The 12,750-nt window shown below is 41.2% G+C and carries 8 protein-coding genes; 3 read left to right on the plus strand and 5 right to left on the minus strand.

Features of this window, described 5'->3' with window-relative positions; translation table 11 throughout:
- Positions 1 to 76: 76 nt before the first annotated feature.
- The gene (gene pdhA, locus FUA25_RS03985) at positions 77 to 1,081 is read right to left on the minus strand and encodes a pyruvate dehydrogenase (acetyl-transferring) E1 component subunit alpha (protein ID WP_147755586.1); all 1,005 of its coding nucleotides are present in this window, start codon (positions 1,079 to 1,081) and stop codon (positions 77 to 79) included.
- Positions 1,082 to 1,197: 116 nt separating this feature from the next.
- On the opposite strand from pdhA, the gene FUA25_RS03990 reads away from it, so the two are divergent.
- Genes FUA25_RS03990 through FUA25_RS04000 form a run of 3 tightly spaced genes read left to right on the plus strand, consistent with a single transcriptional unit; the run spans position 1,198 to position 4,117 of the window.
- Positions 1,198 to 1,800, plus strand: coding sequence for a phosphatase PAP2 family protein (locus FUA25_RS03990; RefSeq protein WP_147755587.1), 603 nt, complete (start codon positions 1,198 to 1,200; stop codon positions 1,798 to 1,800).
- Positions 1,801 to 1,843: 43 nt separating this feature from the next.
- Positions 1,844 to 2,317, plus strand: a complete 474-nt coding sequence (locus tag FUA25_RS03995; protein WP_147755588.1) for a BlaI/MecI/CopY family transcriptional regulator — start codon at positions 1,844 to 1,846, stop codon at positions 2,315 to 2,317.
- Positions 2,318 to 2,329: 12 nt separating this feature from the next.
- On the plus strand, positions 2,330 to 4,117 hold the full coding sequence (locus FUA25_RS04000; protein WP_147755589.1) for a DUF4153 domain-containing protein: 1,788 nt from the start codon (positions 2,330 to 2,332) through the stop codon (positions 4,115 to 4,117).
- 52 nt (positions 4,118 to 4,169) lie between these two features.
- Here the strand turns inward: FUA25_RS04000 and FUA25_RS04005 are convergent, their stop codons facing one another.
- From FUA25_RS04005 to FUA25_RS04020, 4 genes are all read right to left on the minus strand, one after another.
- Positions 4,170 to 4,523 carry an RNA recognition motif domain-containing protein gene (locus tag FUA25_RS04005; RefSeq protein WP_147755699.1) on the minus strand — a complete coding sequence of 118 codons (354 nt, stop codon included), beginning with the start codon at positions 4,521 to 4,523 and terminating at the stop codon, positions 4,170 to 4,172.
- A gap of 332 nt (positions 4,524 to 4,855) precedes the next feature.
- On the minus strand, positions 4,856 to 5,116 hold the full coding sequence (locus tag FUA25_RS04010; RefSeq protein WP_147755590.1) for a hypothetical protein: 261 nt from the start codon (positions 5,114 to 5,116) through the stop codon (positions 4,856 to 4,858).
- A gap of 256 nt (positions 5,117 to 5,372) precedes the next feature.
- Positions 5,373 to 7,718, minus strand: coding sequence for a BamA/TamA family outer membrane protein (locus FUA25_RS04015; RefSeq protein ID WP_147755591.1), 2,346 nt, complete (start codon positions 7,716 to 7,718; stop codon positions 5,373 to 5,375).
- Positions 7,718 to 12,730, minus strand: coding sequence for a translocation/assembly module TamB (locus FUA25_RS04020; RefSeq protein ID WP_147755592.1), 5,013 nt, complete (start codon positions 12,728 to 12,730; stop codon positions 7,718 to 7,720). Before FUA25_RS04020 ends, FUA25_RS04015 begins: the two co-directional genes overlap by 1 nt.
- Between the last annotated feature and the right edge of the window lie 20 nt (positions 12,731 to 12,750).

Below are 12,750 nucleotides of genomic sequence, written 5' to 3' on the forward strand. Positions count from 1 at the left end.
GAGTTGATTTGATAATTTGATAATGAAAATGACTACAGTGATTTATTTAATCATTATAGTCTAAACTGCTCATTATTTAATTGTTTTCCAGTTTGTTCAGGAACGGATAGTCTTCCTGTGCATACACATATTCATAGATTTTATCCGGATCAGGATAAGGTGACTGTTCCATAAACTCCACACATTCCTCAACAAAACCGCGGGATTTTTCGTCCATTGCAGTCAGTTCTTCTTCCGTAGCCCATGAATTCTGTAAAATTTTATGCTTAACAATTTCGATTGGGTCATCTTTTTTGTGTTCCGCCACTTCATCTTTGGATCTGTACGGTTCAGCATCGGACATTGAGTGCCCTCTGAAACGGTAAGTTCTCGCTTCGATGAAAGTAGGTCCGTCTCCTCTTCTTGCTCTTTCGATGGCTTCATAAGCCGCTTCCGCCACTTTTTCGGGATCCATTGCGTCAACAGCAAGACAGGGCATTTCGTAACCCAGTCCCAACTTGTAAATATCTTCGTGATTGGCTGTTCTTTTTACGGAAGTCCCCATTGCGTACTGATTGTTTTCCACTACGAACACTACAGGAAGTTTCCAGTTCATCGCCATGTTGAATGTTTCATGAAGAGATCCCTGTCTCGCCGCACCATCACCGAAAAAGCAGATGTTCACCGCTTTTCTGTCATAATATTTATCGGCAAAAGCGATTCCTGCACCTAAGGGAATCTGGCCGCCTACGATTCCGTGACCGCCATAAAATCTTTTTTCTTTGCTGAAAATATGCATAGAACCGCCCATCCCACCGGAAGTTCCGGTAGCTTTTCCACAAAGCTCAGCCATGATCCTCTTCGGATCAACGCCCATTGCCATCGGATGGATGTGGCATCTGTAAGCCGTAATCATGCTGTCTTTGGTCAGGTCCATGGCGTGAGTAAAACCGGCAGGAATAGCTTCCTGACCGTTATATAGGTGTAAAAATCCTCTGATTTTCTGTTTGAGGTACAGAGAACGGCATTTGTCCTCGAACCTTCTCCACATCGTCATCTCTTCATACCATTTCAGGTAGACTTCTTTTGAAAATTCTTTCATGTTAAATTGAACTATTCAGCAAAAATAATAAAAACTTTGTCTATCTGGCTGCTTGTAACGAGAAATTAAACTTTTAAAAAGTAAAAAAACCTATTTTTGGGACATTAATTCGGATTATGTTTAAAACCACCGCTCCTGTTGTTACCGGAATTTCAAAATTCATTTCTAATTTTTTCAATCCGCTTACCTCGCTGCTGATTTACTTTCTGTATTTCAGTACCGAAAATTATTCGCTCAGTGAAGCTTCGGGACGGTTTCTACCTATTTTACTTCTTACCGTGAGTCCTATTTCTTTCTGGATTTTCTGGAACGTGAAAAAAGGCCATTATTCAAACATGGATGTATCGAACCGGAATCAGCGGAAAAGCCTGTATTTTTTTATTGCCGGAGCGATGATCGCTTACCTTCTTTTTGATTATTTCAAAAATGAAACGCTTGATATCGTCATGTTTTTTCTGCTGATTCTACTACTCATCCTTCAGTTGAGCAATTATTTCATCAAAAGTTCCATGCATACTGCTTTCAATGTTTTTGTAGCCGCACTGTTTTTCTCTGAAAATACGATGTTTGGAATTATTTGGCTCGGCATTGCAGTTTTGGTTGGAATCACGAGGATTATTCTGAAAAGACACACTCCACGGGAAGTGCTCACCGGTTTTGCGATCGCGGGACTGGTTTCTTTTGCTTATCTTTATGCCTATATTCAGGTTCAACATTGATACTCCCGTGAACCTAATTTTTAAAAGAAAAACATAAAAACAGATGAAAATAAAGTCCCTGACTCCTGCCGAAGAAGTCCTGATGAACATTTTGTGGAAACTGAATTCCGCTTATATGCGGGAGGTTATGGAACAGTATCCTGAACCGAAACCCCATCAGAATACCGTTTCAACTTTTATGAAAATTCTGGTGGAAAAAGACTTCCTGACGACCGAAAAAGAAGGCAGGATTTTCAGATATACCGTAGCGGTACCGCTGGAAGATTATAAAAGATTTCAGCTTAAAATATTTTTAAGTACCTACTTTCAGAACTCAGGAATTGAACTCGTAAAAACCCTTCTTGATCAAAAACTCCTGGAACCTACAGAACTTGAACCTTTCATGACCTTCAGAAATAAACCTTCAGTTTCGGCCACTAAAAAAGAAACTGCCATGAGTGATTTTATTGAAGAAATAACCTCGGACAAAAAACCGAAGAAAAAAGCAAAAAAGAAAGATAAAAAGAAGAAGAAATAAAACCTCCAGATCATGCGCCAAAAAATCACGGAAATTTTCGGAAAAACAGGAACCGTACTCTCCGGTTACCCAATGGTTCTGCTGATGGCTTTTCTTGGCGCCGTTTCGCTGATGTGTTTCGCACACGGAAACTACAGTGCAAACGGAAATTATTTTGTTTTTATTCGGTTCTCACTAGTGGCCTCTTTAGGAATTTCTTTGATGTTCGCTCTTAAAATACTTTCCCAAAGGATTGGAAGAGGTCTTCTGCTCGAAACTGCCGGTGTTGCTTTTCTCATTTTCTTCTATTTTTTACTTCCGGATAAAGAAAAATATTTTGGTGAGCGTTATGCATTTTTGATCATTCCTACCTTTATCCTGTCACATCTTCTCGTTTCGTTCATTGCATTTATGGACGGTAAAAAAGAACTGAATTTCTGGCAGTACAATAAGAATCTTTTCATCAATATCTTTCTGACTGCAGTTTTCACGGGTGTTTTAACCGGCGGAGTTGAACTGGCGATTTTAGCGGTAGACAAGCTTTTCGACTTTAACTTCAATGACCGGTATTATACGGAAACATTTTATCTCCTCGCCATTTTCGGGAGCTGTTTTATCTTTTTGTTGTTTAATGAAAAAGGTTTGAAACATCTTGAAAAAGACGGGAATTATCCATTAATTCTGAAGTTTTTCACCCAGTACATCCTGATTCCGCTGCTGCTGATTTATTTGGTGATCCTCTACTTCTATTCCGCGAAAATCCTCATCAACTGGGAGCTTCCGCGCGGCTGGGTGTCATATCTCATTCTGGCGTATTCGTTGGTGGGAATTTTCGCTTTACTGTTGGTTTATCCTCTAAAGAAAGACTCGACCAAATCATGGGTAAAAATCTTTTCGAAAATCTTTTATTTCACACTGCTGCCACTCATTATACTGCTTTTTACCGCGATCTTCACGAGGATTTTAGAATACGGTTATACCGAGGCGAGGTACTTTGTGCTTTTGCTGGCTTTATGGCTCACTTCCGTGGTTTTGTATTTTATTTTTGTTAAAAATTCCACCATCAAATATGTGCCGGTAAGCCTGTTTGTTTTTGGGCTGTTTGCGCTGATATTTCCTTTTCTGAACGCTTTTTCGGTTGCAAAAAGAAGTCAGAGCGCGGAATTACAAAGCATCCTAATCAGTAATAATTTACTGAAGAATGGTAAAATTGATTTCAGTAAAAAAGTTTCCGATACGGTCGCTGCCGAAGTTTCGGACAAGTTCAGATTCCTTGCAGAACGCCAGGAAAAAGAGGTGTTAATGAATTTTCTGGCTACGTCTGACAAAAAAGTAATTGCTGAAAGTTTAAATGATATGAATTCCTCTGGAGTTCAAAACCAGGTGAGGAACCGCTTTAAAAATGTTCAGGAGACGAAGAAATTGACTTCCCGTCATGTTGAACTGGTGCCTGCAAACAAATTTCAGGATGTTTCCGGGTACGACTATGTAAGTACAATCGACAGTTTTTATGACAAAGGTGTTACGATTCATAACGATGTATTCAGAATAATACATACAAATGGTGTTGAAAAACCGCATTTTGAGATTACGCTGAACGGTAAAGAAAAATTGGATGTCTCTGAGTTCATCAGGCAAACAGCCGATAAGAACAAGAATAAAACAGGCAGGTTTGAAGTCCCGGAAATTTCAACAGAAGGGGAACTGGGAGACTACCAGATAAAAATAATTTTTGAAAATCTTACAATTGAAGGAATGAATGGCCAGAGGATTTACTTCAACGCCGGTTATGTACTCTTTAGAAAAAACGGCAAAAAATAAGACATAAAAAAAGCGGCTTAAAAGCCGCTTGATTATTTTTGCAGATAAAATCTTACCAGTTTGAACCGCCACGACTTTCTCCACCGTAACCGCCACCTCCACGGTTGCCGCCACCATAACCTCCGCCTCCGCCTCGGTTGTTGTCGAAACTTCTTCTTGGTTTGTCTTCTCTTGGTTTAGCTTCCGAAATGTTAAGTTCTTTACCGTCCAATTCTTTTCCGTTTAAAGCTTCAATGGCGTTTTTGCCATCTTCGTCGCTCATTTCTACGAAACCGAATCCTCTAGATCTACCGGTTTCTCTGTCTGTGATAATTTTAGCAGAAGTAACTTCGCCAAATTCTGAAAATAAATCTTGCAACGACTCTTCTTTGGTTGCGTAATTAATGTTTGAAACAAAAATGTTCATCATAAAAAAAATTAAAAAATTAATACTTGATTGTCAATTATAAAGGAAACTCAACAATGGATGAACATCAATTGATTTCGGATATAAAAACGGGTGCAAGATACAACTATAATTGAAATATGCAACCTTTTTTGTATATTTTTCTAACTTCCTTACTCTCACGGCCTCCGGAAGTTAAATTTACTTGATTCGGGAGCTTAAATGTTTAGATTTAGCAATAAATTTACGAATGGAAATTAAAAAAATTATTTTAAATCCTGAGCATAGATTAACAGACAGTCACTTTTCCAAATGCCTCTTTAATGCTGGTACACCAAGCCGAATATTCAAAACTACTTAATTGCAATCTTTCCGTTAAATGGGAATTGGGCAAAATAAATAATTAAATTGTCTTTTATCGTCTCGAAACCTTCTGACATAAACACATAGATCTCTCCCTGAAGTTTATACAAACATATTTTCGAGGCACGACCAACCCGGGCATTGCCGGTACTGATGGTGAGACAGTAGTTATTTCTGGCTGCATCATATTCCCAGTCGTTCTCTGAAAATACAAATGAAACCTTTTTACGGGTAAACAAATTTAAAAGCATGGTTTTTTTATAATTTTCATACAAAAGTACAAATTTTATAAAAGAACCGTAATAAAATGTAATATTTATTTAAAATAAAATTACAGGGAAATTTATCAGTTTATTTTTTCACATTATCCGTCAGTACAAAAATCTGATTTTTATGTAAGGGCTCTGCTCTTTTCAATTTGTTGAGAAGACCATTGTGCCTAAAAGACTTTATTAAATTTCAAATGGAGCTTCCATAAGGCATATTTAATCTAAAAAACATATAAAATTAAAACGGATAGCCAATTGCGATATTGAGTATCAGATTATCTCTTCTCCAGGTACTGTTGCCGAAATCGATCTGATTGAAAGTCCAGCGCTCTCCTTCTTCGTAGTAAGGAATCCGGAGCGGCATCGCCAAATCAAGTCGGAGGATGAGAATTGAGAAATCCAGACGCAATCCAACTCCTGCACCCACCGCAATTTCTTTCGCAAAATCTTTTGAAAATTTACCTCCCGGTCTTGTAGGATCTTCATTGATGAGCCAAACGTTTCCGGCATCAGCAAAAACTGCTGCATTCAGAAATTTATAGAGGTTGGCGCGGTATTCCGCATTCATTTCCAGTTTCACATCTCCTGACTGGTCGAAGAAAAACGTCGCGTTCTGGCTTCTTGGGTCATAACTTCCGGGCCCTAAAGTTCTTGCCCTAAAAGCACGGATGCTGTTGCTACCCCCCACAAAAAACTGTTTTACGTAAGGAATGGTCGTTGAATTTCCGTACGGATAACCTACTCCTGCAATAAACCTGGTTGCAATGGAACTTTTATCATTCACTTTGCGGTAATAGCGGAAATCATGTTCCGTTTTGGCATACTGGCTGAACGGAATATTAAAGAGTTCTTTCTGATCTCCTGCTTTGGCATTGGCGCCGGTTACCAAACCTGCTATCGTTCCGGCCAGATCAACACTTCCTTTGTAGTAAAAGGTGTTCTTTTTTGGAAGCATCGTGTTGGTGTACGTGTAACTGTAGGTTGGACCAAAAATCAACTGCTTGTCAACCACCCGCTGAAGAGAGGGATTTGGTGAAATTCCTGCTACAGGATTACCGTCGATCTGTTCCTGATATTTTTCGGTGATATTCTGCGGAGCCACCAAGGTAACATCCAATAATTTTAACTGATGCTCTTTTCTTTCATTTTCCTTCCACAGATATCCGACTGAAGTGGTGAAATTATGAAGGGTGTATAACTGGGTGCGGCTCAGGTATTCGTAACCGATATCAAAGTTTGTACGCGGAACAAAAGCGCTTGAAGAGGATATCGTAAAAGGCGCCACAATTCGCGGTATCGAAAGCTGTGCATTCGCTCCCACCCTGATGATGTTATTGGCATCTTTTGGGCCGCCCACCTGCACATCAAACGCGCCGTAAACTGCCGCTTTGAGCTGTTCAGCACCACGGAAAAAATTCCGGTGCGTCCAGTTCAGGTTAACTTCTCCGCCGGTATAGTTGGCAGAACTGGTCTTGCCTAAAGTTTCCAGCCGCAGCGACTGAAATGGCCGCGGTGTTAAAAGATAATACGCATCAAATTTATGGTTGAGTGAATCAGAAACGACAAATTCATTTTTCACAAACTTAAAAACACCCAGACTGATGAGTCGGTTGAGGGAAAGATTGTGGTCTTTCCGGTTGTACAGATCGCCCTTCTGGAAATAAAGTGCGCGGTCGAAGATTTTGGGTTTGAATTTATTTTCAGGATCAATGATATAAAGATCATTGATCACCTTTACCGAATCGGTTTTGTAAGGGATTCCGTACTTACCGAGTTTTACATCGGCGAGATTATAATCAGGGAAAACGACCGTTTTATCAATCGTAAACTGCTCCTTCGCCAATGTTGGGGTATTTTCCTTGATTTTTACGAAAAGTTCCACTTTCGGCTCCTTCGTAACGGTACTGTCGGCCTGAATAACAATATTATCGGGGCTGAAATAATAAAATCCTTTGTTTTTCAGGTGTTCATCAATTCTTTCACGCTCAGCTTTAATCACATCCAGGTCAAAAGGATTGCCGGTTTTCAGAAAAGATTCCGCTTTAACCGACTGTATTTCGGAAGTGATAACTGAAGAATCTGACGGAAAGGTCACACTGCTGATCAGGTAACGGGCGCCTGGTCTTACATCGTAAATGACCTTCGCTTTTCTGTTTTTCGAGATCGTATCCGAAGAGGCTCTTGCATTAAAAAAACCTTTGTTCTCGGAATAGTTGACAATGATCTTCTCATTGAATTCCCTGTCGACATCTCCCAGCAGGACCGGTTTTTCTCCGATCTTATATTTCAGCCAGTAGCGTAAACCTTTTTCTTTTTTCGGTTCTCTTGTAATGTTGTAAATATACAGTTGGGGCCTTAATCCCAAAAAAGAAGAATTGGGTTTCGGACGGAGCTGCTCCTGAAGTGCTTCCTTCAGATTGGATTTGTCTTTTTTGGAAAGTGTATCATTAATGATGTTGATCTTGGCTCCGGTGTACAGCATCTGACCCTCCTGCAGGAATTTGGTGTTGCTGCACGACGAAAGTGCGGCAAACAAAGACAGCGCTGCGACTGTTTTACAATAAATATGGCTGTATTTCTGCATTATTTTGAAGTCGTGTTTACGGTTGGTAAGTTCTTTTCTTTCTTTTTTTTGTTGCGCTCAAAAATTTCTCTGAATTTATCGTAATCCAGGGTTATGATGAAACCGACGCCGGTTTCGACCACCTGACCCTGCAGCGCAACCTGATAATTGTTCTTCCGGTAAGCGCGTAACATATATCTTCCGTCCTTCGACAGGCTGTAATCCAGCGTTACATCTCCTGCGATATTGGTCATCTGCTCGTTTTGCCGCGCGTCACCTTCAACTCCGAAATTGTTTCCAACCGTTACTTTCAGGCGGTCATCAAAAAGCCTTTTCGTTAGACCTACGTTCAGGTCGGTCCTTTCATTCCGGTCTCCGGTTGAATAATCTTCAGTAGATTCCAGGTCGAAATTCAGTTCTACTCCACCAATTAAATCGGAAGCGAGATTATTCAGCTGTTCCGAAAGAATACGGCTCACACTCTGTTTGGCAACTGTTGACGCAGACAATCCGGTGTCGCTCTGGAAAGGATTTTCTCCGATAAATCTGTTCAGAAGAAGCAGTGCAAAAACCTGTTTGTTCATTTCTGCTTCTTCGCGCCTCAGCTGATCGAGTTTTGCACGTGTATTGTCTAAAACGGTTGCGGAAACCGAACTGTTTTCCTCCGCAGTCGTAATATCAAAGGTGATGACAGGCTTCATGAGTTCGCCATTCATTTTCAGTAAAGTATTGAAAGGAATCCGCTGCTTATACTGGTTCAGTTCGCTGCCGGTAACTCCCGTTAACTGCTGCTGAAGCAAATCCAAAGGGGCAGCTTCGGTGGTATAAACGGCTGTAATGTTTACATTTGCAGACGTTGGTTCGCCGGTCCAGGTGATTGTGCTTCCTTTCTGGATGTCAAATTTTCTTTTCAGTAAACTTACTGACATTTCGTAAGCACCACTTTCCACTTCATAGACTCCAACCAGGGTGGTTTTTCCTGAAGGATCGATGCCTCCGGTCAACTGAGCCTCACCCTGAAGTTTTACAAAATCTCCGTTTGCTTTATCAATGACCAGGGATATTTTGGCTTCTTTATTCACCTCAATATTCACATTCACGTCCATTCCTTTGATGTCGCTCTGGTTCGTAAGCGAATCAGCCTTAATGGTTTTTTGAAGCGCCATCTGATCCTGATCTATAAATTCTACAATCCCTTCTCGGTCTTGTAAAGAAGGCGATGACTGCGGGAGAACAAACGTAAAATCAGTCTTATCGGTAACGGAAAGGCTTCCGTCTACTTTGGGTAAGTCGAGATCGCCACGAATCCGAAGGTCTGCATTTACGGCCAAAACGCCGTACATCATTCGGTCGTTATTCTTTTCGGAATCCACCACTTTAAAGTTATCAGCATTCACATCAAGATTGAATGCAAAATCGCGGTAGGTTTGGGTGAGGACGCTTCCATCAATCACAACAGCATTTCCGGCATCGTCTTTAATATTAAAATCATCGAATTCAATTCCGCGGCCCGTGAACTGAATTTCATCATTGATGTTCTTAAATTTACTGCCCAACTGAGTAATTCCCAGTCCTACTTCGTTGAATTTCACCCTGCCCAGAACAGAAGGCGCTTTTGAGGTGCCTCCAATCTTTAAATTCCCCGAAAGGTAACCTTCAGCATTTTCAACGGCATTCATCGAAAGCCCCTGAACGGTCTGCATCTGCAGGCGATTGATTGCCATATTCATGTCCAGAGCACTGGAAGTGGTATTGTAAGTTCCCAGAAGTTTCAGATCGTTGTCGTTTCCGGAAAGTGCCACATCGGCGCGAATCAGCTGACTGGTCTCGTTATTCACTTTAACTGCCAGATTTCCGACCGGACTTCCGTACACAAACAAATCGGTCACAGCCAAATCAGAGGTGAACGTCATATTGTTTTTAAGATCCCGGATCTGCGCGGTACCGTTGATATTTCCCTTCGCCAGCAATGAATCTTTTTTGATCATCTCCGTAATGGTTTCAATCCGGAAATCTTTAATTGAAATGTTCAGCGGACTGTTCGGGACAGTGCTTTCCGACTGAAGCCGAATTTCGCTACCCGCATTTGAAATGACAAAATTATTGGCTAAAATACCGCGGCTGCCGATCTGCAGGTAATTATCCGGAGACACCTGCCAACTGGTATAATTGAGGATCAACCCATCCGGATTGAGACTTATTTGGGTCAGATCTCCCAGTTTTTCTGCCGTTCCGGCGAGCAAAAATTTCGTCGCATCTTTTTCGTCTTTTGTTGAGGCATTGTAGGTGATCCGATTGTCTTTAACGTTGCCGTTCAGATTCACTTTCATCAGCGCAATGCTTTCATTTTTAAATTCAGCCAGGCTGATGTTGTACACGAGCGCATCATTTGAATTGTTAAGCGTCAGAATCCCATCACGGATGATGTTTTTACCGTAAGTCACCATTGGGATCTGTCCGTTCACTTCCAGTTTCCGCGAATCAGCATCGTAATTTCCGGTTAAGTGGATGGGTTCAAATTCCGTGAGGTCAGGAACGAATTTCCGGAGCAGATCATCATCCTTCACCACCGCATTGAACGTAAAAAACTGATTTGGATCCACTTTTCCGGTTATTGCACCCGGTTTCTGGAACTGATAATACTGATAGACGGTCTGCTGTAAAGAGCCGAAAATCTGCGTGAGTTTATATTTTCCCTTTAGGTCAATGTCGGCAATCTGAGATTTCAGGACAATTCTGTTGCTGTCGGCAGTTGATGATGCGGTAAGTTGAACCTCCTGGATTGGAAATACGTCCTTGGTATCGGAAATGGCAAAATTCTGAAGATGAAGGAAACCGTTCGGCGCATCAGGATCCAGACTGGTAAAATCACCGTCAATATCGCCTGCGAGAATCATCTGTTCCGCATAAAAACCGAGTTTGTGGAGGTCCAGTTTCGTGATGGTTCCGTTCACTTTCACCGTGGGATTTTTTTCACTGTACACGCCGGAAGCCAAAAGTTTAAGGTTGGCATTCGGATCCCTTGAATCCAGATTGATCACATAGGTACCGCGGCTAATTTTACCGGTCATCGCCATATTGTGGTACGTGTAGCCGTTGTAATGAACTGACGCGATGTTTCCTTTCAGGTCAGCAATAGCATTTTTCACATCGAAACTCCGGCCTTTCACCGAAATCTGTCCGGTAACTGCACCCAGATCTTTGTTCTGAATGATATGTCCTATCTGCAGGTTCTGGAGATTTGCCAGAATGTCGTAACGTTCCTGATTTTTCTGTCTCATATCCACCGACGCGCGGATTCCCGCGTTTCCTAAAGTGGAAATCAGCTTAAGATTCGCGTTCACGACTTGGGTATTTCCTTTCGCGGTTCCGGCGATTTTAAAATACGAAGGGAGAGAAATGGTTGATGGAATGGTATTTTTCGGCACGAGGTTAAAGACCGTCTGAGCAGAGGACGAAAGTTCGCGGATGTTTAAATCATAATAAAGATTTTTGGGATCCATGGCGTTCTTTACCGTTCCGGAGGCGTTGATCTTCAACCGGTCGATTCCGGAAAGTTCCAGATTCTGGATAATAAGATCATTCAGTGTCCCTTTTAGTCTTGTATTGACGTTTAAGATGGCATTCGGATATCTGTTGAAAGGAACCGTATTCCTCAATGAAGGAACAAGCATGAGAATATCAGAAAAACCGACCCTCGAATTCCGGATGTTTGCCGAAATCTTTACCGCTCCAGGATTTGCACTAAGCTGTTTAATGGAATTGTAATTCAGGACCAGTTCATCGCGCAGCAAAGTTTTGGAAGTCTTCAGATACAGATCTTTGAGATGGGCCTCGCGGTCACCATAGACAAAATCAGTTTCAAATTCCTGAATATCCAGACCGCGCTTTTCTTTAATTTCCGCCGAATTAACGGTACCTGAAAAAGTTCCGTCTTTCATTTTGAAATACCGGAGCTCGAGGTTCATTTTTGAAAAATTGAGGTGGTTGAAATCCATTCCCCTCGCAGTTTGGGCAATGGCGGTATTGTCGTACACCACTTTTACGTCCTCGAGCACCAGTTTATTAAGCAAAAGAGCGAGTGAGCTTTCCGAATTCGAAGGTTTGCCGGAAGGCGCTGCGCTTTTGGCATTAGCATTCGTTGCAGGCAAAAATAACTTTGCATTAATATCTGCGCCTTTCAGCAGGACATTTTCGATTCCGAAATTATTTTTTTCAAGATCCAGGCTGTTGACTTTGGTGCTAAGCTCCTTAAAAAGTATTTTCGCGAATGTTTTGGTATTGGCGTCGCCGTAATCAATTTTAAAATTAGTCAGTTTAATCTTGTTCAGCCCCAATTTCATGGGTTTTTTCTGGTTCAGGGAATCCACTTTCTGCTCCACTTTTTCAGCTACTTCTTCCAACAGGTCCTGTTTGAGCTTAAGCCGAAGTCCGTCCATATTGATATCGTTTGCCGAATAGGAATTATTCTGCATATCAAACGTTTTTACGCGCGTATCAAAAGATTTAAAATACAGGTTGATGTCGTTCCGGGACTGATTGTCAATAAATGAAATGCCGATATCTTTCAGACTGATCTTATCAAGGGAAATGATGAAAGGTTTCGAAGTGCTCGCTTCCGCATCTTTTGTAGCAAATGCCTCAAGAATGTAATCAAAATTAAAGCTGCCGTTTTTATTCCGTATAATATTCGCTTTAAATCCTTGTAGGTCAATCGAAGTAAGGTCTGCGGTATTTTTCAGAAGTTTTGGAATGTTTAAACCGACGTCTAGTTTCCGTGCGAAAAGAAGTGTATCCACTTTCTGGCCCTGCAGATACAGATTTTCCATGACCAGACTGTTCGGAAAACCGATGTATACCCGGTCCAGTGTTACTTTGGTATGTACTTTTTCCTGCAGATAATTTACAAGTTTTCCTTTGAAGAAATTCTGAACCGCAGGCAGCTGCAGACTTAATGCAAAAACCAGGATCAGAAAAAGAAGAGAGCCGAGGAAAATCGCTGTATATTTTAAAAACTTCTTAAAAATTTTCATTGTGTAATATTAATGAAATC

Origin of the sequence: Chryseobacterium sp. (assembly GCF_008014695.1) — a bacterium.
Taxonomy (GTDB): Bacteria; Bacteroidota; Bacteroidia; order Flavobacteriales; family Weeksellaceae; genus Kaistella.

What these genes read in the sequence shown, in the direction of transcription:
- FUA25_RS03995 (WP_147755588.1), top strand. Translation starts at nt 1,844, where the DNA reads ATGAAAATAAAGTCCCTGACTCCTGCCGAAGAAGTCCTGATGAACATT.
- pdhA (WP_147755586.1), bottom strand. Translation starts at nt 1,081, where the DNA reads ATGAAAGAATTTTCAAAAGAAGTCTACCTGAAATGGTATGAAGAGATG.
- FUA25_RS04015 (WP_147755591.1), bottom strand. Translation starts at nt 7,718, where the DNA reads ATGCAGAAATACAGCCATATTTATTGTAAAACAGTCGCAGCGCTGTCT.
- FUA25_RS03990 (WP_147755587.1), top strand. Translation starts at nt 1,198, where the DNA reads ATGTTTAAAACCACCGCTCCTGTTGTTACCGGAATTTCAAAATTCATT.
- FUA25_RS04020 (WP_147755592.1), bottom strand. Translation starts at nt 12,730, where the DNA reads ATGAAAATTTTTAAGAAGTTTTTAAAATATACAGCGATTTTCCTCGGC.
- FUA25_RS04005 (WP_147755699.1), bottom strand. Translation starts at nt 4,523, where the DNA reads ATGAACATTTTTGTTTCAAACATTAATTACGCAACCAAAGAAGAGTCG.
- FUA25_RS04010 (WP_147755590.1), bottom strand. Translation starts at nt 5,116, where the DNA reads ATGCTTTTAAATTTGTTTACCCGTAAAAAGGTTTCATTTGTATTTTCA.
- FUA25_RS04000 (WP_147755589.1), top strand. Translation starts at nt 2,330, where the DNA reads ATGCGCCAAAAAATCACGGAAATTTTCGGAAAAACAGGAACCGTACTC.